The organism is Paenirhodobacter sp., assembly GCF_041916475.1.
In the GTDB taxonomy this organism is placed as follows: Bacteria; Pseudomonadota; Alphaproteobacteria; order Rhodobacterales; family Rhodobacteraceae; genus Rhodobacter.
In genome coordinates, this window is the sequence record NZ_JAYRZN010000001.1 from 132,413 (window position 1) to 153,049 (window position 20,637).

A 20,637-nucleotide genomic window follows, 5' to 3' on the forward strand; every position below is an offset into this window, starting at 1 on the left:
GCAGGCCAGGCCCGCCCAGCCTTCGGGCGGCGCGTTGCGCCATTATGCGCCGCGAGCCACTCAGCAGGAGCGCCCGATCACGATTGGATCAGACGACGCACGCAAAACCTGTCCCCGGGCGCAGAAGGCCCTCCGGCACTCCCAACCTTCTCAATGTGTGCGGACCGACCTGCCCGGCTGGCTGCTGAACAGCACGTTTGCCCACTTTCAGCGAAACGCGCTCGGCGCCCTGTTGAGGGCGCATCAGCCTGCCTGGGCACGCGGCCCGGTGGAGGGCATTATCTGGCGCCGGTCCATAATCTGCGCCCCGCCTCCGTGATCTCCAGGCCCCCATCAGCCCCGAATGCGAGCGCGCCGGAGGCTTCGAGGCGCGCCAGATCCCAGAGGTCGCAGCCGGACCGGGCCGCCGCATTCGCCACGCGCACCGCGACTACGACCAATGCGCCATCCTGGCATGCAGAGTCGAGGAGGCCGGGAGCGGCCTTGCCGGTGAGATGCACGATCCGGCGCCCCTGCCAGACCGCGCTGCGGGCGCCGGGCGGGCCTTCGAAACCGGGGCGGGCCGCGGCGTCTTCGGGGCTGGCCTCGTCGCCATCCGCTTCGAGCCAGTTCGTCGCCAGAAAGCCCGCGCCGGGCTTCGACATCACCCGCCCCTCGGGCCCGAGCAGCCCGACGAGCTCCGCCTCGCCCCCGACCAGGAGCGCGGGCCGGTCGGATTGCAGCCAGATCCAGCCCGCGGCCAGACAGGCGCAGACCGCCACGCCGCGCAGGAGGCCCCGGCTCAGCAGCGCGACCATCGCCCCCGCCGTCATCAGCGGCACCACCACCGCGGGCGGCGCAGGCATCATCGTCACCGATCCGCCGAGCTCCGCCACCCGGTCGGCCACGAACAGCATCCAGCGCGTGCCCATCTCCATCACCCAGAGCGGCAGGCCGGAAAGGCCGAACGGCGCCAAAACCGCCGCTATCACTCCGGCCGACATGATGAACGTGCCCATGACCGGCACGGTCAGCATGTTGGCGATCACGCCGTAGCCCGAGACGCGGTTGAAATGCGCCGCCGCCAGCGGCCCGGTCGCGGCGCTGGCGATCAGCGAGGTGACCAGAAGGCCCAGCACCGGGCGCAGCCAGCCCGGGATCCCCGTCGCATGGTTCTCCCAATGGCCATAGACGCCGATCAGCGCCACCGTCGCCGCGAAGGACATCTGGAAGCCCGGCTCGGTCAGCCCTTCCGGACGCAGCACCATCAGCACGATCGCCGCCAGCGCGACCGTGCGCAGTGAAAGGGCACGGCGGTCGAACAGAACGGCGAGCAGCATTACCCCGGTCATGATATAGGCCCGCGCGGTCGCGACCTCCGCCCCCGCGATCCAGAGATAGACCGTCGCGGCCAACAGCGCGACCACGGCCGCGATCTTCTTCGCCGGGACCCGCAGCGCCAGCGTGCCGCAGGCGGCGATGCCGATCCGGATCGCGGCAAATACGAAGCCCGCCAGCATCCCCATGTGCAACCCGGAGATGGAGACGATGTGATAGAGGTTCGAAGCGCGCATCGCGACATTCGTCGCCTCCGAGATGCCGGAGCGGTCGCCCGTCATCAGCGCGGCGGCGACGGCTCCCGCCTGCCCCTCCATCCGCGCCTGCATCGCCCGCGAGATCGCCATCCGCGCGCGGTGCCCGGCCATGGCCCAATCGCCCTGCGGGGCGGGTTCGAGCAGCATCACCGGAGTGCGCGCATAGCCCACGGCGCCCAGCCCCGCGAACCAGGCCATGCGGCGGAAATCCCAGGCGCCGGGTTCTGTCGGGCCGGAAGGCGGCTGCATATTGGCCGTCATCATCACCCGCAGGCCGGGCTCCAGCAGCAGATGCCGCGGCGCGTCCTGCAGCGAAATCCGCACGGCCTGCGGGGTGCGCGCGGGAGCCACATCATCGAGCACGACCTGATCGAGGGTGATGCGGATCCGGTCGCGGGAGGAGCGGTCGATGCCGATGATCCGGCCCTCCACCGGGCCGTAGTAGCGAAACGACAGGACCGGCGCCGCGACCGACTGGGCGCGCAGCTCCGCCAGCACGAAGCCGAGCGCGCAGAGCGCGACCATGCCCGCCGCGAAACGCGCGGTTTCGGGCGCGCGGAACAACGCGACCGCGCCGAAAATCACCGCGGCAACCGCGCCCCAGACCAGGATCGCGGGAGGTTCGTCGCGGAGCGCGAAATAACCACCGATGCCGCAGGCGAGCGCCAGCGGTGCCCAGAGAACGAGGTCCACCCGGGCCTGGATCAGCCCCGCCGCAAGGCCCGCCCCCAGCCCGCGCAGGGACGCCACGAGGCCGATTGCCGGCTTCGGCCCGGCCCAGGCAGGCTCCGCTGACCCCGACACCTTGTTTCCCGCCCCCTGCGCGCATAGAAATCCCGCGAGCCGCAGCCTATCGGCCGCATGGTTTACAGATGGTTAACGCGAGCCCGGATGGCGCGCGAGAAAGGCCCCCGATGTCCGAACAGATCGTCACCCGCTTCGCCCCCTCGCCCACCGGCTACCTCCACATCGGCGGCGCGCGCACCGCGCTTTTCAACTGGCTGTTCGCGCGCGGCCATGGCGGCAAGTTCCTGCTGCGGATCGAGGATACCGACCGCAGCCGCTCCACCCCGGAGGCGACCGAAGCGATCCTGAAGGGCCTGACCTGGCTTGGCCTCGACTGGGATGGCGATGTGGTCAGCCAGTTCGAACGCGCGCCGCGCCATGCCGAAGTGGCGCGCGAGATGCTGGCCCGCGGCCGCGCCTACAAGTGCTTCTCCACGCAGGAGGAAATCGAGGCCTTCCGCGAAGCCGCCCGGGCCGAGGGCCGCTCCACCCTGTTCCTCAGCCCCTGGCGCGACGCCGACCCCGCGACCTACCCGGACCGCCCCTATGTGATCCGCCTGCGCGCGCCGCGCGAGGGCGAAACCGTGATCCGCGACAAGGTGCAGGGCGACGTGACCATCCGCAATGACCAGCTCGACGACATGGTCTGCCTGCGCTCCGACGGCACGCCCACCTACATGCTGGCGGTGGTGGTGGACGACCATGACATGGGCGTCACCCATGTGATCCGCGGCGACGACCACCTGGTGAACACCGCGCGGCAGATGCAGATCTATCACGCGATGGACTGGGCGGTGCCGGTGCATGCGCATATCCCGCTGATCCACGGGCCGGATGGCAAAAAGCTGTCGAAGCGCCATGGCGCGGTCGGGCTGGAGCAGTATCAGGCGATGGGCTACCCGGCGCCGGGCATGCGCAACTACCTCGCCCGCCTCGGCTGGAGCCATGGCGACGACGAGTTCTTCAGCGATGCACAGGCGCAGGCCTGGTTCACGCTGGAAGGAATCGGGCGCTCCCCCTCGCGGCTGGACTTCAAGAAGCTGGAAAACATCTGCGGCCAGCACATGGCGGTGATGGAAGATGCTGAACTTCTAGGCGGTGCGCAGGGCTATCTGGAGGCTGCGGGGCTCGCTCCGCTCACGGATGCACAGGCCGATGGGCTGCTGCGCGCAATGCCCGCGCTCAAGCAATCCGCAAAGACCTACCCGCAACTCATTGAGAAAGCGGAATTTGTACTGGCATCGCGGCCTCTGTCCCCGGATGAGAAGGCACTGAAATCGCTCGATACGGTATCCCGTGGTATACTCGCCGAATTGACGCCGCAGATGCGAAATGCTAGCTGGACGCGAGAGGCTCTGGAGGCCATTGTCGCAGACGTGGCGCAGGCGCATGGGGTGGGAATGGGCAAGCTCGCCGCCCCCCTGCGTGCCGCGCTCGCCGGGCGGTCGGTGACCCCCAGCGTGTTCGATATGATGCTTGTTCTCGGTCGGGAGGAGACCCTGGCCAGGATCACAGATCAGGCGGCCTGAGGCCCGGCCGCCTTCCCGGGGAACCGGAAGCGACATCCCGGCGTGGCCCCGCCGGAAGACAGGAAAGGGAACCTCATGGCAGATACGAATCGCGTAGCCAAGCTTGAGCTGGACGGGAAGACCTACGAGCTCCCGGTGCTCTCGCCCACCGTCGGCCCCGACGTGCTGGACATCCGCAAGCTCTATGGCCAGGCGGACGTCTTCACCTATGACCCGGGCTTCACCTCGACCGCCGCCTGCGACTCGGCGATCACCTATATCGACGGCGACAAGGGCGAACTGCTGTACCGCGGCTACCCGATCGAACAGCTGGCCGAGAAATCCCACTATCTGGAAGTCTGCTACCTGCTGCTGAACGGCGAGCTGCCGAACAAGGAGCAGATGGAAGCCTTCGAGCGCACCGTGACCCGTCACACGATGGTGCACGAGCAGATGCACAACTTCTTCCGCGGCTTCCGCCGCGATGCGCACCCGATGGCGACGATGGTCGGCGTGGTCGGCGCGATGTCGGCCTTCTATCACGACTCGACCGACATCAACGACGAGCGCCAGCGCGAGATTGCGGCCTTCCGGCTGATCGCGAAGCTGCCGACGATCGCGGCGATGGCCTACAAATATTCGATCGGCCAGCCGTTCGTCTATCCGCGCAACGATCTGGGCTATGCCGCGAACTTCCTGCACATGTGCTTCGCCGTCCCGGCCGAGCCCTACAAGGTCGAGCCGGCGCTGGCGCTGGCGATGGACCGGATCATGACGCTGCATGCGGACCACGAGCAGAACGCCTCCACCTCCACCGTGCGTCTGGCGGGCTCTTCGGGGGCGAACCCGTTTGCCTGTATTGCGGCCGGCATCGCCTGCCTGTGGGGGCCCGCGCATGGCGGCGCCAACCAGGCCTGCCTCGAAATGCTGCAGGAAATCGGCTCGGTCGACCGGATCCCGGAATATATCGCCCGCGCCAAGGACAAGAACGATCCGTTCCGTCTGATGGGCTTCGGCCACCGGGTCTACAAGAACTTCGACCCGCGCGCGAAGGTGATGAAGCAATCGGCGGATGAAGTGCTGGATCTGCTCGGCGTGCACAACAACCCGATCCTGCAGGTCGCCAAGGAGCTGGAGAAGATCGCGCTGGAGGACGACTACTTCGTCTCGAAGAAGCTCTATCCGAACGTCGATTTCTACTCGGGCATCATCCTCGAAGCGATGGGCTTCCCGACCTCGATGTTCACGCCGATCTTCGCGCTGTCGCGCACCGTCGGCTGGATTTCGCAGTGGAAGGAAATGATCGGCGATCCCACGCAGAAAATCGGCCGTCCGCGCCAGCTGTACACCGGCTACGCCGCGCGCGATTATGTCGAGGTGGAGGGCCGCTGAGCCCCGCTGCGGCGGGCGAGCCCCGCCGCCCAGGAAATCCGGCACCGGATCGCCCGCGCGGTCCGGTGTTTTCTTTAGAGATCAGCGCGAGGCGGGCGGCCCCCGCACAGCCTCGCCCCCGCGCGCGAATGGGCTCGGCGCGCACGGCCTGGGAAGTGCCCACGCCCTGCGGGATACGCAGTAACACGCCCGGACAGGCTGACGCCAGGACCTCCGCGCCCCTGCGGGCAAGGCCACGCTGCCGCAGATCCGAAGTACCGGAGCAGCGCAAAGACAGACGAGAGCCTGCCTCTGCCTGTCGTGCCCAAGCAGGATCCCCCATGCCGGGTACAATGCCCGCCTGACAGGCACCCTGCGGCATCGCGCCGCCGGGCGAGGCTGTGGCATCTGCAACATGGCGCCCATGCTGCCGCAGCGCCGCGATGCCGCAGGGGCGCCCCCTTGCGCTGCGCCGGGGCCTCTGCCAAGACAATCGCCATGAGTGATACGAAACCGATCGCCCTGGTGACGGGGGCCTCGCGCGGGCTGGGCGCAGCACTTGCCGAAACGCTGGCCGCGCGCGGCTGGCATGTGATGGCCGTCGCCCGGACCGTGGGCGGGCTCGAGGAGCTGGACGACCGGATCCAGGCTGCAGGCGGGACGGCGACGCTCGGCCCGCTCGACGTCACCGAACCAGCGCAGATGGAACATCTGGCGCAACAGCTCGCTGCCCGCTGGGGGCGGATCGGGCTGTGGGCGCATACGGCGATCCATGCGGCACCGCTCGCGCCCGCAGCCCATGCCGATGCCAAGGATCTGGCAAAGTCGCTCACGGTGAATGTCACCGCGCCGGCGGGCATGATCCCGCTGCTCGATCCGCTGCTGCGGGCGGGCGAAGGCACCGCGCTGTTCTTCGACGATCCGCGCGCGGGAGAGAAATTCTTCGGTGCCTATGGCGCGACCAAGGCCGCGCAAATCGCGCTCGCGCGCAGCTGGCAGGCCGAGAGCACCCGGATCGGGCCGCGCGTGGTCATCGCCGCGCCCCGCCCGATGGCGACGGCGGTGCGTGCGCGCTTCTTCCCCTCGGAGGACCGCGCCCCGCTGGCCGATACCCGGGCCGAGGCGCAGCGGATCCTCGACGCACTCTGAGTCCATCGGGGCACAGTCGCGGGCCTTTTCCCGCCCCCTGCCCCGCAGCGCTTGTCGGGGCCCGGGGCGCGCGCTAATCAGGAGCGAGACAGCTCCGGGACCGACATGCGCATTCTGATCACCAACGACGACGGCATCCACGCCCCCGGGCTGGAGGTACTGCTGGACATCGCCTCCGAGCTCGCCGGGCCCGAGGGCGAGGTCTGGACCGTCGCCCCCGCCTTTGAGCAATCCGGCGTCGGCCATTGCATCAGCTACACCCGGCCGATGATGATCGCGAAACACGGCGCGCGCCGCTTCGCAGCCGAAGGCAGCCCAGCCGATTGCGTCCTTGCGGGGCTCTATGATGTGCTGGCCGATGGCAAGCCCGACCTGGTGCTTTCGGGCGTCAACGCGGGCAACAATTCAGGCGAGAACGCGCTCTATTCCGGAACGGTGGGCGGCGCGATGGAGGCGGCGCTGCAGGGCGTTCCGGCCATAGCGCTCTCGCAGTTCTTCGGGCCGGGCTGCGGGCCCGATCCGTTCGAGGCCGCGCGCACCTTCGGCCCCGACCTCGTGCGCCGGGTCTGGGAAAAGGGCGTGTGGGACAATGGCCCCTACCGCGTGTTCTACAATATCAACTTCCCGCCGGTGGCCGCGGCCGCGGTGAAGGGGTTCAAGGTGGCAGCCCAGGGCTACCGCACCGACAGCTTCTTCTCGGTGGAATCGATGCATTCGCCCTCCGGGCGGCGGTTCCTGTGGGTGAAGGGCGGCCAGCAGCATGTGGCGAGCGCGCCGGGCACCGATGCCGCGCTGAACCTCGAGGGCTGGATCTCGGTCACGCCGATGCGCGCGGACCTGACCGCGCATGACGTTCTGGGCACGCTGGAGGCACAGCTGGCATGACGGAGGGCGAAGAGGACGACGGTGCCGCCGAGCGCAAGATGCGTTTCCTCTTCAGCCTGCGCCAGCAGGGCATGACCGACGCCCGGGTCCTTTCGGCGATGGAGAAGATCGACCGCGGCCGCTTCGTGCGCGGGATCTTCGCCGAACGCGCCTATGAGGATATGCCGCTGCCGATCTCCTGCGGCCAGACGATCTCCCAGCCCTCGGTCGTGGCGCTGATGACGCAGATGCTGCATGTCGGCCCGCGCGACACCGTGCTCGAAATCGGCACCGGCTCGGGCTATCAGGCGGCAGTGCTGTCGTGCCTCGCGCGGCGGGTCTATACGGTGGAGCGGCATCGGCGTCTGGCGCAGGAGGCACGCGAGATTTTCAATGCCCTCGGCCTGTCGAATGTCGTCGCCATCGCCGGGGATGGTTCGCGTGGATTGCCCGATCAGGCCCCGTTTGATCGCATTCTTGTCACCGCTGCCGCCGAAGACCCGCCCGGCCCCCTGTTGTCGCAGCTGAAGTTCGGCGGTATCATGGTCGTCCCGGTCGGTCAGTCGGATGCGGTGCAGAGCCTGATCCGCGTCACCCGGACCCAGACCGGCTACGACTATGAGGAACTGCGGCCGGTCCGTTTCGTCCCGCTCATCGAGGGGATGGCGAACGACTAGCCGCCCCAAGGCCCCGGCAACAGGGGCCGCCGAACATGACGAGGACGAGCGATGACCCTTTCCGCGCCCCGGAAACTGACGATGACCTGCGCCCTGTTGGCGCTTTCGGCCTGCAGCGGTTTCGATCCGGACATGAGGGGATATACCTCGCTCGGCTTCGACACCCGCGACGCGGCGCAAACGGCGACGCAGCCGCGCCCGACGCCAGACAGCCGCGGGGTGATCTCCTATCCGAATTATCAGGTCGCCGTGGCGCAGAACGGCGATACGGTGGCCACGATCGCACGCCGGGCGGGCGTGGATCCGCAGGAGCTCGCCCGCTACAACGCCGTCTCCGCAAATACGCCGATGAACAAGGGCGCCGTCCTGGCGCTGCCGCGGCGGGTGGCGAGCGCCACCGCAGCGGCCCCGATGGCGGCCCCGGTCACCGGCGGCGGCAGCGAGCAGATCGACGTGACCAGCCTCGCCTCGGCGGCAATCGACCGCGCGGCGCCCACCAGCGCCGCTGCGGCCCCTGCCCCCGCCCCGAGCGCCGGGACCGAGCCCGTGCGCCACAAGGTCGCCCGCGGCGAAACCGCCTATTCGATTGCGCGCTACTACAATGTGCCGGTGAAATCGCTCGCGGAATGGAACGGGCTGTCTTCGGACCTAAGCGTGCATGAAGGGCAGTTCCTGCTGATCCCGCCGGCCAGCGGCGCGGCCACCCCCGCGACCGCCGTGGTGACCCAGCCGGGCCAGGGCTCGCCCACGCCGGAGCCGCCCTCCGCGGCCAAGCCCCTGCCCGCCGAAGTGCCGCCGAAGGCTTCGGAGCCGGTCAACAAATCCGCGGCCCCCGACCTCGGCGCCGGACGCTCGGCCACGCAATCGCAGATGGCCATGCCGGTCTCGGGCTCGATCATCCGCCCCTATGTGAAGAAGAAGAACGACGGCATCGACATCGCCGCGAGCGCGGGCACCCCGGTCAAGGCCGCAGCCACCGGCACCGTGGCCGCCATCACCAAGGACACCGAACAGGTGCCGATCCTGGTGCTGCGCCATCCCGACGGGCTGATGACCGTCTATGCCAATATCGACAAGATCAGCGTCGCCAAGGGCGACACGGTGAAGCGCGGCCAGACGATCGCGCAGATCCGCTCCGGCGGCGATGGCTACCTGCATTTCGAGGTGCGCCAAGGCTTCGACAGCGTCGACCCGGTTCCCTATCTGGAATGACGGCGGGCTAGAGCGCGAGCCCGTTCCGCCCGGCAAGGTCGCAGAAGAACTGCCAGGCGACCCGGCCGGAGCGGCTGCCGCGCGTCGCCTGCCATTCGATCGCCTCGGCGCGGAGCTGCTCGGGCGGAATGCTGAGCCCGTAGCTCATGCAATAGCCCTCGATCATGGCCAGGAACGTGTCCTGATCGCTGGGGTGGAAGCCCAGCCACAGGCCGAACCGATCCGAGAGCGAGACCTTCTCCTCCACCGCCTCGGAGGGGCTGATGGCGGTCGAGCGTTCGTTCTCGATCATGTCGCGCGGCATCAGATGACGCCGGTTCGAGGTGGCATAGAGCAGCACGTTGGCGGGCCGCCCCTCGATCCCGCCATCCAGAACCGCCTTCAGGCTCTTGTAGTGCTGATCGTCATGGCTGAACGACAGATCGTCGCAGAACAGGATGAAGCGCGCGTCCGAGGCCCGCAGATGCCCGAGCAGCCGCCCGACCGTGGGCAGATCCTCGCGCGCGAGCTCCACGAGCTTCACCGGCAGCCCCTGGCGCAAAACCTCGGCATGCACCGCCTTCACCAGCGAGGACTTCCCCATCCCCCGCGCGCCCCAGAGCAGCGCATTGTTCGCAGCCGCCCCCCGCGCGAATTGCAGCGTATTGGCCAGCAGTGTATCGCGCGCCCGGTCGATGCCGCGCAGCAGGCCGATATCGATCCGCGCAACCCGCTGTACCGGCACAAGCCGGTCCGGCCCGGTGTGCCAGGCGAAGGCATCGGCCGCGCTCAGGTCCGGCGCAGGCGCAGGCGGCGGCGCGAGGCGCTCCAGCGCCTCGGCGATGCGGATCAGCGGGTCGCTCATTCGTCTTCGTCGTCCTCGACCCAGGTGCCTTCGGCGCGCATTTTCGCCTCGCGGGTTTTCTCGATGCGGCGGATGATCCAGATCGAGACTTCATAGAGCGGGTAGATCGCCGCAAACAGGATCAGCTGGCTCATCATGTCGGGGGGGGTGACGACGGCGGCCACGATCAGGATCAGCACGATCGCATATTTGCGCACCGAGGCGAGGCCCTTCGCGCTCACCAGTCCGGCCTTGCCCATCAGCGTGAGCAGCACCGGCAGCTGGAAGCAGATCCCGAAAGCCATGACGAATTTCGTCGTCAGTGCGAGGTATTCCTCGACCGAGCCCTGGAAGCCGATCCCGGCGAGCTCGTTGCCGCCCTCGACCACACCGCCCTGCTGGAAGCTCAGGAAGAAGCTGAAGGCGATCGGCAGCACGACATAATAGGCGAAGGCCGCGCCCAGCAGGAACATCACCGGCGAAGCCACCAGGAACGGCAGGAAGGCGGAGCGCTCGGATTTATAGAGCCCCGGCGCCACGAAGCGCCACAGCTGGTAGGAAATCACCGGGAAAGACAGTGCGAAGCCGCCGATGAACGAGATCCGGATGGCGACGAAGAAGCCCTCCTGCAGCTTGATCAGCACCAGGTTGCAGGCCTGCCCGCGCAGCTCCAGCGCATGGCAGATCGGCCGGGTCAGGAAATTGAAGATCGGGTTCCAGACGGTATAGGCGACGATCATCGCCACCACGAAGGCCGCCAGCGCATAGAGCACGCGGTTGCGCAGCTCGGCCAGGTGCTCGATCAGCGGGGCGGCGGAATCGTCGATCTGGTCTTCGGGCGCGGCGCTCATGCCTCATCCTTCTTGGCTGCGGCCTTCTTGCGCGGCTTGGGCGCGGCCCCTTCGGCCTTCGGCTTGGCGGCGCGGGGCTTGGGCGCAGCGCCTTCGGCCTTGGGCGCGCGCGGTTTCGCGGCGCGGGGGTTCGCGGGAGCTGGAACTGGGGCCAATGCGGGCTCCGGGGGAGCGGCCGCAACCGGCGCCTCGTCGGGCTCGAATGCGGTTTCGGCCGCATCCAGATTCGGATCGGGCTGCAGCGCCGCCGATGCCGCCGGGCGGGCGGCGTTCGGGAATTTCGGCTCCCATTTCTCGAATTTCTCGGTCGCGCGCTCCAGCGCATCGAGACCGAGCGACTTCTTCGAGGTCATGTTCTTCAGGTCCGCGGCATCAAGCCCGGTGTCCTTCGCCGCATCTTCCATGGCGCGGCTGAACTCCCGCGCCATCTGCCGGGCACGCGCCGTGATCCGCCCCAGCGTATGGAACATCACGGGCAGGTCCTTCGGCCCCACGACGATCAGCGCCACGACGCCGATCAGCAACAGCTCGCTCCAACCGATATCCAGCATCGTCGATAGCCGACCGCGGTCAGGCCTTGTCCTTGTCGGCGGGCGCCGGGGTCACGTCGCGGGCGCCATCGACCTTCGCGTCCTCGATTTCCTTGGTGCCGTCGTTCACGCCTTTCTTGAAGGCGGTGATGCCTTTGCCGACCTCGCCCATCAGCGACGAAACTTTGCCCTTGCCGAACAGCACAAGAACCACAACAGCGATCAGAAGAAGGCCCGGCAGGCCGATATTGTTGAGCATGTCAGTCTCCCCGGCGCGTCTCGTGCGCACCTGTTGATGTCGGCTACAACATGTATGCCCCCCGGCCGCGCAATCAAAGAGCGATTCCGAGTTTCACGCAAGATTTTCGGCATCGCGCGCTGGATCGCGGGGCGGCTGCCCGATAGGCTGGCACCATGCCGATGTCCGACGCCATTGCCGCCTTCGTGACGCTATTCGTCGTGGTCGATCCGATCGGCCTCGTGCCGCTGTTCATCGCGCTGACGCGGGGCATGAGCACTCAGGCGCGGCTCGCGGTCGGGGTGCGGGCGCTGCTGGTGGCGGCGGGGCTGCTGACGCTGTTCGGCCTCTTCGGCGAGAAGCTCCTGTCCACGGTGGGCATCTCCATGCCCGCGTTCCGGATCTCGGGCGGGGTGCTGCTGTTCCTCACCGCGCTCGACATGCTGTTCGAGCGGCGCACGCAACGGCGCGAAAACCAGTCCTCCGCCCATGCCGGAGACCCGACCGACGACCCTTCCGTGTTTCCGCTGGCCACCCCCCTCATCGCCGGGCCGGGCGCGCTTGCCACCATGGTCCTGCTTGCGGGCGGCCCGCCGCGCGGCTGGCTGCGGCTGGCAGAGGTGCATCTGGTCATGCTCGCGGTGCTGGGCTGCGTGATGGCGATGTTCCTGATCGCTGCGCCGGTCGCGCGCCTGCTCGGGCGCACCGGCATGATGGTGATGACGCGGCTGTTCGGGATGCTGCTCGCGGCCCTTGCGATCCAGTTCATCCTGGATGGTCTGCGCGGCGCCGGGCTGATCGCCACGCTCACTGGGCGCTAGGCCCGGGTTCTGGACAGGGCGCGCCCCGCTTCCTAGATCAGGGGCAGGAGGCCCGATGCCCGCAGACCTGTCGCCCGATCTGATCTACCTTCTGCTGCTGTTGCTGGCCGTGGGCGGCTATGCCGTGACGGCCCTGCGCGCGCGGCCGGGGCGGACATTGCAGCAGATTTCGGTCTGGGGCCTCATCTTCATGGGGCTGATCGCCGTTTTCGGCATGTGGGACGGGATCAAGGCCAGCCTGCTGCCGGCGCAGGCGGTGCTTTCGGATGGCCGGATCGAGGCGCCCCTCGGCCCCGACGGGCATTATTACCTGACCGCCGAGGTAAACGGCACGCCGGTGCGCTTCGTCGTCGATACCGGGGCCACGCAAATCGTGCTGAACCGGCGCGACGCCGCCCGCGCGGGCATAGATACCGGCGCGCTGGCCTTCACCGGCCAGGCGCGCACCGCCAATGGCACCGTCGCCACCGCGCCCGTCCGGCTGCAGAGCGTGGTGCTGGGCCCGATCCGGGACCATGACCTGCGCGCGGTGGTGAACGGCGGCGAGATGGGCACCTCGCTGATGGGCATGGCCTATCTGACCCGCTTCGCGCGGGTGGAGTTCGGCAAGGATCGGATGATCCTCGAACGCTGATCTTGCCGCGCGCCCGGCTGCGGCTATCTTTGCCGCAGATGACCGGAGAAGCGCATGAACCACACCCGTTTGATCGCCGCCGCCCTGATGATCGCCCTCGCCCTGCCCGCAGCGGCGGCCGACAAGAAGACCCCGCCGATCATCATCAAGAACGACCGCGGCGGGCAGATCACCGATTATGTGCTCCGCCGCCAGCAGCTCGCCGCCTCCGGAAGGCGGGTCCAGATCCATGGCTTTTGCGATTCCGCCTGCACCATCTTCACCACGCTGCCCAATGCCTGCATGGTGCCGGGCGCGCTGATCGGCTTTCACCAGCCGCATATGACCGGCACCGATATCGGCCTGCCGATGCTGACGCCCCTCCTGGGGCAATATTACCGCAATGGCATCCTGAAGAAATGGAACAGCACCTGGAGCCGCTCCACAAGGCTGGTGCGGATCCGCGCGGAGGAATACCTGCGGCTGGATCCGCAGGCCCGGATCTGCCGCTAGAGCCAGTTGCGCCATTTGAAGAAGGCCCAGGTCCCGAGCGCCGATATCAGCATCAGCGCGAGGGCGAAGGGGTAGCCCCAGCTCTCGTTCAGCTCCGGCATGTTGGCGAAGTTCATGCCATACATGGAGGCGATCAGCGTCGGCGGCATGAACAGCGCCGCGACCACCGAGACGATCCGCACCGTCTGGTTCTGCGCGAGGTTGATCATGCCGAGCGTGGCATCGACCGAGAGCGAGACCCGAGAGCTGAGGAAATCGCCATGGACGGCGAGCGAGCCGATGTCGCGGATCTGGCCGCGGATGATGGCGTGCAGCTCCTTGCCCTGCGGGTGGCTGGAGGCGGTCTGATCGAAGAACGACAGCGCGCGCTCCAGCGTCAGCAGCCCGAGCCGGATCCGCCCGAGCAATTCCCCCTGCCCGCCGACCTGGCCGAGGGCATGCTGCAATTCGTCCTGGTTCGCATCGCCCAGCACCCGCACCGAGACCGCATCCAGCGCCCGCCCGATGCCTTCGAGCAGATCCGCCTGGCGCGAGACGATTTCCTCGATCAGCCCGAGGAAGATCCGCTCGGGCGTGGTGCAGCCCGCCGTCGCGCGGTCGGCGCGGTCGGGGAAGGTCTCGAAGCTGCGCGGCGTGTGGTGGCGCACCGTGATCAGCCGCTGCGGCGTCAGAATGAAGCTCACCGGCCCAGACATCGACTGCCCGTCGGGCAGCTGCCCCGGCAGCACCACGGTCATGTAATCCGCGCCGCTTTCGCGGTAGAGCCGGTTCGAGATCTCGATTTCTTCCATGTCGGCCAGGGTCGGCACTTCGTTCCCGAGCGCCTCCACCGCCGATACCTGGCTATCGAGCGGCCGGTAGAGGTCGATCCAGAGCGCCTGCCCGATCTGCTCTCCGGGCACCATCGGGGTGTCCTGATCCAGCCTCTTCAGGCCGCGGGTTCCGGGGATGTAGGCATGCAGCATGGCGGCACCTCGCGTACTGACGTGCTGCCTTGGTATCGGTCGGGGCGCTGAAATCAAGCCCCTGAAATCGGCAAATCATCGCTAGCGCGCACACGTGCCCGCGAGCCGGGGCAATGCACCCTCGATTCCCCCGCGACACCATGATACGGCGAAGCGAAGCACCGGTGTGAGCGTTATCATACCCCCGGGGCACCACCGCCCCAGAACCCGACAGATCCGGAGATGGCAGCACATGGCTGCAAGCGAGACCCCATCCGTGGATGACCAGCCCCTCGGCCCGCCGGTGAACACGGAGGAAATGACCGTGCGCGCGGCGCAGGCCTCGGCGCTGCTGAAAGCACTGTCCCATGAGGGGCGGCTGATGATCCTGTGCCACCTCTCCACCGGCGAGAAATCGGTGACCGAGCTCGAACGCCTGCTCGGTCAGCGTCAGGCGGCGGTGAGCCAGCAGCTCGCCCGGTTGCGCGCGGATGGGCTGGTGCAGGCCCGCCGCGAGGGCAAGGCGATCTTCTATTCGCTGGGCGACCCGCGGGCGGGCCAGGTGGTGGGCCTGCTTTACGAGATGTTCTGCCGCTGCTAGGCGCGGAAGATCCGGTAGATCGCCGGTATCACCAGAACCGTCAGCAGGGTCGAGCTGAGAAGCCCGAACAGCAGCGAGATCGCCAGCCCCTGAAAGATCGGGTCGGTCAGGATCACCGCGGCCCCGATCATCGCCGCGATCGCGGTGAGCAGGATCGGGCGGAACCGCACCGCCCCCGCCGCGATCAGCACCTCTATCTGCGATTTGCCGGCATGATCGCCGTGGCGGATGAAATCCACCAGCAGGATCGAATTGCGCACGATGATCCCGGCAAGCGCGATGAAGCCGATCATCGAGGTGGCCGAGAACGGCGCCCCGAACAGCCAGTGCCCGAGCATGATCCCGAGGAAGGTGAGCGGGATCGGCGTGAGGATCACCAGCGGCAGCCGGAACGAGCCGAACTGCGCCACGACGAGGATATAAATCGCCACCAGCGCCACGCCGAAGGCCGCGCCCATGTCGCGGAAGGTGACCCAGGTCACCTCCCATTCGCCGTCCCACAGCAGGGTAACCCCGGTCTCATCCGAGGGCGCGCCGTGCAGGCGCACCGCGGGCCGGGTGCCCGGCGCCCAGTCCATCGCCTCCAGCGCCCGGTCCACCGCGATCATGCCATAGACCGGCGCCTCGTAAGCCCCGGCGAGATCGGCGGTCACCATCTCTGCCGCGCGGCCATTGTGGCGAAAGATCGGGTAGGAGGCGGTCTCGGGGCGCACCGCGATCACATCGCCAAGCTCCACCACCCCGCGCCCGCCCGGCAGCACATTGGCGGGAATCGGGGTCGAAAGCGTCGCCTCGTCCATCACCCGCATCGCCTTCGGCCGCTGCATCACGATCGGCAGCGGCATCCGCTCGGCGCCGCGGTGCGAATAGCCGACCGTGGTGGTGCCGTTCAGCAGCGCCAGCGTATCGAACACATCGCTCTCCTCGACCTGATGGAACTCCAGATCATCGGCATTGATCGTGGCGCGCAGCCGCCGCGCCGGCGTGCCGAAGCTGTCATCGACATCGACGATATAGGGCACACTCTCGAAGGCCGCGCGGATGCGCGCGGCCGCCGCGCGCCGGGTCTCGGCATCAGGGCCATAGACCTCGGCCAGCAGCGTGGCCATCACCGGCGGCCCGGGCGGCGGCTCCACCACCTTCAGCACCGTGCCCGCGGGCATCGGCACATCGGCGATCAGCGCGCGGATCTGCAGCGCGATGGCATGGCTCTCGCGGCTGCGCGCGCCCTTCGGCAGCAGGTTCACCTGCACATCGCCCTGCCAGGGATCCGCGCGCAGGTAATAGTGCCGCACCAGCCCGTTGAAGTTGAACGGCGCGACCGTACCGGCATGGGTCTGAACAGAAACCACCTCGGGCAGTGCCGTCACCCGCGCGGCCACGGCCTGCGCCACCGCATCCGTGCTTTCCAGCGATGCCCCCTCGGGCAGGTCGATCACCACGCTCAGCTCCGACTTGTTGTCGAAGGGCAGCAGCTTCACCGTCACATGTTTCGTATAGATCAGCCCCAGCGAGCCGAAGGACAGCACGATCGCCGCGATCAGGAAGATCCAGGCCGTGCGGCGGCTGCGCAGCACCGGCCGCGCGACCCGTTCGTAGAGCCGCCCGAGCCGCCCGCCGCCGTGGTCCTCATGCGCCACCGGCGCGCGCCCGGCGATCTTCACCATCAGCCAGGGCGTCACGATCACCGCGACGAAGAACGAAAACATCATCGCCGCCGAGGCCACCGCCGGGATCGGGCTCATATAGGGCCCCATCAGCCCCGAGACGAACAGCATCGGCAAGAGCGCCGCCACCACCGTGAGCGTGGCGACGATGGTGGGGTTGCCCACCTCCGCCACCGCCGCGATGGCCTTTTCGATCCGCGTGCCGCCCGGCATCGCCCAGTGCCGGGCGATGTTCTCGATCACCACGATGGCGTCATCGACCAGGATCCCGATGGAGAAGATCAGCGCGAAGAGGCTCACCCGGTTCAGGGTGAACCCCATCGCATGGGCGGCAAACAGCGTGAGCAGGATCGTCACCGGGATGACGATGGCCACCACGATGCTCTCGCGCCAGCCGATAGCGATGAGCACGAGGCCGATGATGGAGACCGTCGCGAGGCCGAGGTGGAACAGGAGTTCGTTGGCCTTTTCATTGGCGGTCTCGCCATAATCGCGGGTGACCTCCACCGCCACATCCGCAGGGATCAGCCGCTCCGAGAGCTGCGCCACCCGCGCGCGGATCTGCTCCCCCACCACCACGGCATTGGCCCCGGCGCGTTTGGCAATGGCCAGCGTTACCGCCGGGCGCCGCTCGGGCCCCGTATCGCCGCGCGTCACCGTGGCGGTGATATGCTCGGCCGTATCGCCCACATAGGCCACCCGCGCCACATCGGCCACATAAACCGGGCGGCCATCGCGCGTGCTCAGCACCAGCCCCGCCACCTCCGCCGGCGCCGTCAGCGTGCGCCCGGCGACGAAATCCACCTGCTGGCCGCCATCGCGCAGCCGCCCGGTGCCGAAGGCGCGGTTCGCCTCCCCCACCTTCTGCGACAGCTGCTGCAACGTGACCCCATAGAGCGCGAGCCGCTCCGGATCCGGCTCGATCCGGATCGCCTCCACCGCCTCGCCCACAAGGTAACTCAGGCCGACATCGTCGATCTTGGTGATCTCTGCCTGCAACGTGTGCGCGATCCGGGTCAGATCGGCCGCGGGCACCGCCGCCCCCGGCCGCGCCGAAAGGGTCAGCGCCATGATCGCCACATCGTCGATCCCGCGCCCCACCACCAGCGGCTCGGCGATGCCCACTGGGATCCGGTCCATATTGGCGCGGATCCGGTCATGCACGCGCAGCACCGCCGCATCGGGCGAGGTGCCCACATCGAACCGCGCCATCACCAGCGCGCCGTCGTCCACCGTCTGGCTATACACATGCTCGACATTGTTGATGGCCTTGACGATGGTCTCCATCGGCTCGGTCACCAGCCGCACCGCATCCTCGGCCTTCAGCCCCGGCGCCGAGATATGGATATCGACCATCGGCACCGAAATCTGCGGCTCCTCCTCGCGCGGCAGCGCAATGAGCGCCACCAGCCCCACCGCCAGCGCCGCCAGGATGATCAGCGGCGTGAGCGCCGAGCGGATGAAGCCCTGCGTCAGATGCCCCGCGATGCCGAGCTTCATGGCAGCACCAGCGTTTCACCGCCCTCGAGCCCGGAGACAATCTCCACCCTGTCGCCGCGCCGGGCGCCGGGCAGGACGACGCGCTCCCCCTGCCCCTCCAGCCTGACGAAATCGAGCCCAACCCGCGTCTCTACCGCCGCCTGCGGCACCAGGATCGCCTGGCGCGTGGCCAGCGGCAGCCGCACCAGCATCCGCGCGGCCACGAACCGCGCATCCAGCGCCGGCACCTCCACATCCGCCTGCACGCGCCCGCCCTCGATCAGCGGATATACCTTGGCCAGCCGCCCCGCCAGCGTGCCCTGCGGCGTGTCCATCTCGATCGGCGCGCCCTCGGCCAGCGCGGCGGCGAACCGCTCGGGCACCGAGAGACGCAGGTAGAACCCGCCGCCCGCCACCGTGGCCACCGTCTCCCCCGCCATCACCACGGTGCCGCGCGTGACCGGCACCGTCAGCACCCGGCCGCTGACCGGCGCCAGCACCGCGCCCTCCAGCGCCTGCTGCTCCGTCACCTTGCGCCCGGCGCGCAGGGCGGCGATCTGCCCGGTGTACACATCCACCTGCGTGCGCAGCGCATCCAGCTGCTGGGTGGAGCTGATCCCGCGCGCGGTCAGCTCCTGCCCGCGGCGCAGCTCGGATTGCGCATTGGCCAGCTGCGCCTCGACCGCCGCAATCTGCGCATCGGCCGCGCTGAGCTGATAGCCGATCTTCTCGTCCTCGACCCGCGCCAGCACCTGCCCGGCCTCCACGCTGTCGCCCTCGCTCACCGCCATATCCACCAGCGTGCCGCTGAGCCGGCTACGCGCCGCAATTTCATCGCGCGCCGAGACCTGGCCGTAAACCGCCTTCCAGTCTGTCACCTGCTCGGGCAGCACCGCATAGGTTCCGCCGCCCAGAGCGGGCAGCGGCAGGGCGAGCAACAGCAGAGGCAGCAGGCGCATATCACATTCCATATTTAGAATGTTTATTCTTTACACCAGTACAACCACACCGCGCAAGCCCGGCAGGGCTTTCCTGCCCGCCGCTTCCGCGCTAAACGCGAGGGCGAGACAACGAGGTGATCCCATGCACGACATCCGCGCGATCCGCGAAAATCCCGCCCAGTTCGATGCCGCCCTTGCGCGCCGGGGCCTCGCGCCGCTGTCGTCCGAAATCCTCCAGCTGGACGAACAGCGCCGCGCCGCCATCCATCAGGCCGAAACCGCGCAGGCGGAGCAGAACGCCGCCTCGAAGCTGGTGGGCGCTGCGAAGGCCAAGGGCGACGAGGCCGAATTCGAGCGTCTGCGCGCGCTGGTGGCGGAAAAGAAGGCGGAAGTCGGCGAAATGCAGGCCGAAGCCGCGCGCCTGGATACGGAGCTGCGCGACCGGCTGCTGGTGATCCCGAACAGCCCGCTCGACGAAGTGCCCGATGGCGCCGATGAGGCGGACAATGTGGAGATCCACCGCTGGGGCACGCCGCGCGCGCTGGATTTCAAACCGCTGGAGCATTACCAGCTGCCCGCGGTCCAGGGCGGGATGGATTTCGCCACCGCGGCGAAGCTCTCGGGCGCGCGCTTCGTGGTGCTGAAGGGCGGCGTCGCCCGCGTTCACCGGGCGCTGGCGCAGTTCATGATCGACCTGCATGTGGAGGAGCACGGCCTGACCGAGGCAATCACACCGGTTCTGGTGCTGCCCGAAGCGATGCTGGGCACCGGCAACCTGCCGAAATTCGCCGAGGACAGCTACGCCACCACCAACGGCTGGTGGATGATCCCGACGGCCGAAGTGACCCTGACCAATTTCGTCGCGAACGAGGTCTGGGACGAGGCCGTGCTGCCGGTGCGGATGACGGCGCATACCAACTGCTTCCGCTCCGAAGCCGGCTCCGCGGGCAAGGATACCGCCGGCATGCTGCGCCAGCACCAGTTCGAGAAAGTGGAGATGGTCACCATCTGCCGCCCCGAAGAGGCCATCGCCGAGCACGAACGCATGGTGAAATGCGCCGAGGCCGTACTGGAGAAGCTCGGCCTGCCCTACCGCCGCATCGTACTCTGCACCGGCGACATGGGCTTCGGCTCGCAAAAGACCTACGATCTGGAAGTCTGGCTGCCCGGCCAGAACACCTACCGCGAAATCTCCTCCTGCTCCACCTGCGGCCAGTTCCAGTCCCGCCGCATGAACGGCCGCTTCAAGCCCGCCGCGGGCGGAAAGCCGGAATTCGTGGCCACGCTGAACGGCTCCGGCCTCGCCGTCGGCCGCTGCCTGATCGCGGTGCTGGAAAACGGCCAGCAGGCCGATGGTTCGGTCGATCTGCCCGCGGTCCTGCACCCCTATCTCGGCGGCAAGACCCGTCTCACCGCCGAAGGCACCCTCGCCTGACCGGAGGCGTCCGGGCCCGGCCCGGAGGCCGACACATGAA

General features: G+C 68.3%; 19 protein-coding genes. 11 read left to right on the forward strand and 8 right to left on the reverse strand.

From position 1 onward, the window contains the following. Positions 1-278: 278 nt before the first annotated feature. Positions 279-2,324, reverse strand: a complete 2,046-nt coding sequence (locus ACOMG5_RS00650) for a ComEC/Rec2 family competence protein (protein WP_420341839.1) — start codon at positions 2,322-2,324, stop codon at positions 279-281. A 164-nt stretch (positions 2,325-2,488) separates the two neighbouring features. On the opposite strand from ACOMG5_RS00650, the gene gltX reads away from it, so the two are divergent. The 6 genes from gltX to ACOMG5_RS00680 all read left to right on the forward strand — a co-directional run bounded on the left by gltX (position 2,489) and on the right by ACOMG5_RS00680 (position 9,141). Then, complete coding sequence (gltX, locus tag ACOMG5_RS00655) at positions 2,489-3,889, forward strand: glutamate--tRNA ligase (protein WP_420341840.1); 1,401 nt, start codon at positions 2,489-2,491, stop codon at positions 3,887-3,889. Between the two features lie 75 nt (positions 3,890-3,964). After that, on the forward strand, positions 3,965-5,260 hold the full coding sequence (gene gltA / locus ACOMG5_RS00660; RefSeq protein ID WP_420341841.1) for a citrate synthase: 1,296 nt from the start codon (positions 3,965-3,967) through the stop codon (positions 5,258-5,260). 477 nt (positions 5,261-5,737) lie between these two features. Next, the gene (locus ACOMG5_RS00665) at positions 5,738-6,388 is read left to right on the forward strand and encodes an SDR family NAD(P)-dependent oxidoreductase (RefSeq protein ID WP_420341842.1); all 651 of its coding nucleotides are present in this window, start codon (positions 5,738-5,740) and stop codon (positions 6,386-6,388) included. 105 nt (positions 6,389-6,493) lie between these two features. Beyond that, positions 6,494-7,273, forward strand: a complete 780-nt coding sequence (gene surE / locus ACOMG5_RS00670; RefSeq protein ID WP_420341843.1) for a 5'/3'-nucleotidase SurE — start codon at positions 6,494-6,496, stop codon at positions 7,271-7,273. Further along, a complete protein-coding gene (locus ACOMG5_RS00675; RefSeq protein ID WP_420341844.1) occupies positions 7,270-7,929 on the forward strand; it encodes a protein-L-isoaspartate(D-aspartate) O-methyltransferase in 660 nt (219 codons plus the stop codon). The genes surE and ACOMG5_RS00675 overlap by 4 nt, the downstream gene beginning before the upstream one ends. Positions 7,930-8,010: 81 nt before the next feature. Continuing rightward, complete coding sequence (locus ACOMG5_RS00680; protein WP_420341845.1) at positions 8,011-9,141, forward strand: peptidoglycan DD-metalloendopeptidase family protein; 1,131 nt, start codon at positions 8,011-8,013, stop codon at positions 9,139-9,141. A gap of 7 nt (positions 9,142-9,148) precedes the next feature. Here ACOMG5_RS00680 and ACOMG5_RS00685 read toward each other — a convergent pair whose 3' ends face one another. From ACOMG5_RS00685 to ACOMG5_RS00700, 4 genes are read right to left on the reverse strand one after another with little or no spacing between them, the layout of a single operon-like run. Beyond that, on the reverse strand, positions 9,149-9,985 hold the full coding sequence (locus ACOMG5_RS00685; protein ID WP_420341846.1) for an ATP-binding protein: 837 nt from the start codon (positions 9,983-9,985) through the stop codon (positions 9,149-9,151). Beyond that, positions 9,982-10,815 carry a twin-arginine translocase subunit TatC gene (gene tatC / locus ACOMG5_RS00690; RefSeq protein ID WP_420341847.1) on the reverse strand — a complete coding sequence of 278 codons (834 nt, stop codon included), beginning with the start codon at positions 10,813-10,815 and terminating at the stop codon, positions 9,982-9,984. Before tatC ends, ACOMG5_RS00685 begins: the two co-directional genes overlap by 4 nt. Then, complete coding sequence (gene tatB / locus ACOMG5_RS00695) at positions 10,812-11,366, reverse strand: Sec-independent protein translocase protein TatB (protein ID WP_420341848.1); 555 nt, start codon at positions 11,364-11,366, stop codon at positions 10,812-10,814. Before tatB ends, tatC begins: the two co-directional genes overlap by 4 nt. 19 nt (positions 11,367-11,385) lie before the next feature. Next, entirely contained in the window at positions 11,386-11,604 is a 219-nt protein-coding gene (locus ACOMG5_RS00700) for a twin-arginine translocase TatA/TatE family subunit (protein WP_420341849.1), read from the reverse strand. Positions 11,605-11,759: 155 nt separating this feature from the next. On the opposite strand from ACOMG5_RS00700, the gene ACOMG5_RS00705 reads away from it, so the two are divergent. The 3 genes from ACOMG5_RS00705 to ACOMG5_RS00715 are packed head-to-tail and all read left to right on the forward strand — an operon-like array spanning position 11,760 to position 13,530. Continuing rightward, positions 11,760-12,404: a MarC family protein gene (locus tag ACOMG5_RS00705; protein ID WP_420341850.1), complete on the forward strand. Its 645-nt coding sequence runs from the start codon at positions 11,760-11,762 to the stop codon at positions 12,402-12,404. Between the two features lie 55 nt (positions 12,405-12,459). After that, positions 12,460-13,038 (forward strand): retropepsin-like aspartic protease family protein, encoded by a 579-nt coding sequence (locus ACOMG5_RS00710; protein WP_420341851.1) that lies wholly within the window; start codon positions 12,460-12,462, stop codon positions 13,036-13,038. Between the two features lie 54 nt (positions 13,039-13,092). Then, on the forward strand, positions 13,093-13,530 hold the full coding sequence (locus ACOMG5_RS00715; RefSeq protein WP_420341852.1) for a hypothetical protein: 438 nt from the start codon (positions 13,093-13,095) through the stop codon (positions 13,528-13,530). Here ACOMG5_RS00715 and ACOMG5_RS00720 read toward each other — a convergent pair. Further along, positions 13,527-14,495 carry a magnesium transporter CorA family protein gene (locus tag ACOMG5_RS00720; protein WP_420341853.1) on the reverse strand — a complete coding sequence of 323 codons (969 nt, stop codon included), beginning with the start codon at positions 14,493-14,495 and terminating at the stop codon, positions 13,527-13,529. The genes ACOMG5_RS00715 and ACOMG5_RS00720 overlap by 4 nt on opposite strands. A gap of 232 nt (positions 14,496-14,727) precedes the next feature. Here ACOMG5_RS00720 and ACOMG5_RS00725 point away from each other — a divergent pair, with 232 nt between their 5' ends. Then, positions 14,728-15,075 carry an ArsR/SmtB family transcription factor gene (locus ACOMG5_RS00725; protein ID WP_420341854.1) on the forward strand — a complete coding sequence of 116 codons (348 nt, stop codon included), beginning with the start codon at positions 14,728-14,730 and terminating at the stop codon, positions 15,073-15,075. On the opposite strand, the gene ACOMG5_RS00730 is transcribed toward ACOMG5_RS00725, so the two are convergent. Next, positions 15,072-18,242 carry an efflux RND transporter permease subunit gene (locus ACOMG5_RS00730; protein WP_420341855.1) on the reverse strand — a complete coding sequence of 1,057 codons (3,171 nt, stop codon included), beginning with the start codon at positions 18,240-18,242 and terminating at the stop codon, positions 15,072-15,074. The genes ACOMG5_RS00725 and ACOMG5_RS00730 overlap by 4 nt on opposite strands. Beyond that, positions 18,239-19,180, reverse strand: coding sequence for an efflux RND transporter periplasmic adaptor subunit (locus ACOMG5_RS00735; RefSeq protein WP_420341856.1), 942 nt, complete (start codon positions 19,178-19,180; stop codon positions 18,239-18,241). Before ACOMG5_RS00735 ends, ACOMG5_RS00730 begins: the two co-directional genes overlap by 4 nt. Before the next feature lie 124 nt (positions 19,181-19,304). Here ACOMG5_RS00735 and serS point away from each other — a divergent pair, with 124 nt between their 5' ends. Next, positions 19,305-20,597, forward strand: a complete 1,293-nt coding sequence (gene serS, locus ACOMG5_RS00740) for a serine--tRNA ligase (protein WP_420341857.1) — start codon at positions 19,305-19,307, stop codon at positions 20,595-20,597. The last annotated feature ends 40 nt before the right edge of the window (positions 20,598-20,637 follow it).

Coding starts and splice junctions, on each gene's coding strand:
- gltX (WP_420341840.1), top strand. CDS start 2,489: ATGTCCGAACAGATCGTCACCCGCTTCGCCCCCTCGCCCACCGGCTAC.
- tatB (WP_420341848.1), bottom strand. CDS start 11,366: ATGCTGGATATCGGTTGGAGCGAGCTGTTGCTGATCGGCGTCGTGGCG.
- ACOMG5_RS00725 (WP_420341854.1), top strand. CDS start 14,728: ATGGCTGCAAGCGAGACCCCATCCGTGGATGACCAGCCCCTCGGCCCG.
- serS (WP_420341857.1), top strand. CDS start 19,305: ATGCACGACATCCGCGCGATCCGCGAAAATCCCGCCCAGTTCGATGCC.
- ACOMG5_RS00730 (WP_420341855.1), bottom strand. CDS start 18,242: ATGAAGCTCGGCATCGCGGGGCATCTGACGCAGGGCTTCATCCGCTCG.
- ACOMG5_RS00680 (WP_420341845.1), top strand. CDS start 8,011: ATGACCTGCGCCCTGTTGGCGCTTTCGGCCTGCAGCGGTTTCGATCCG.
- ACOMG5_RS00710 (WP_420341851.1), top strand. CDS start 12,460: ATGCCCGCAGACCTGTCGCCCGATCTGATCTACCTTCTGCTGCTGTTG.
- ACOMG5_RS00700 (WP_420341849.1), bottom strand. CDS start 11,604: ATGCTCAACAATATCGGCCTGCCGGGCCTTCTTCTGATCGCTGTTGTG.
- ACOMG5_RS00685 (WP_420341846.1), bottom strand. CDS start 9,985: ATGAGCGACCCGCTGATCCGCATCGCCGAGGCGCTGGAGCGCCTCGCG.
- surE (WP_420341843.1), top strand. CDS start 6,494: ATGCGCATTCTGATCACCAACGACGACGGCATCCACGCCCCCGGGCTG.
- ACOMG5_RS00720 (WP_420341853.1), bottom strand. CDS start 14,495: ATGCTGCATGCCTACATCCCCGGAACCCGCGGCCTGAAGAGGCTGGAT.
- gltA (WP_420341841.1), top strand. CDS start 3,965: ATGGCAGATACGAATCGCGTAGCCAAGCTTGAGCTGGACGGGAAGACC.
- ACOMG5_RS00735 (WP_420341856.1), bottom strand. CDS start 19,180: ATGCGCCTGCTGCCTCTGCTGTTGCTCGCCCTGCCGCTGCCCGCTCTG.
- ACOMG5_RS00665 (WP_420341842.1), top strand. CDS start 5,738: ATGAGTGATACGAAACCGATCGCCCTGGTGACGGGGGCCTCGCGCGGG.
- tatC (WP_420341847.1), bottom strand. CDS start 10,815: ATGAGCGCCGCGCCCGAAGACCAGATCGACGATTCCGCCGCCCCGCTG.
- ACOMG5_RS00705 (WP_420341850.1), top strand. CDS start 11,760: ATGCCGATGTCCGACGCCATTGCCGCCTTCGTGACGCTATTCGTCGTG.
- ACOMG5_RS00675 (WP_420341844.1), top strand. CDS start 7,270: ATGACGGAGGGCGAAGAGGACGACGGTGCCGCCGAGCGCAAGATGCGT.
- ACOMG5_RS00715 (WP_420341852.1), top strand. CDS start 13,093: ATGAACCACACCCGTTTGATCGCCGCCGCCCTGATGATCGCCCTCGCC.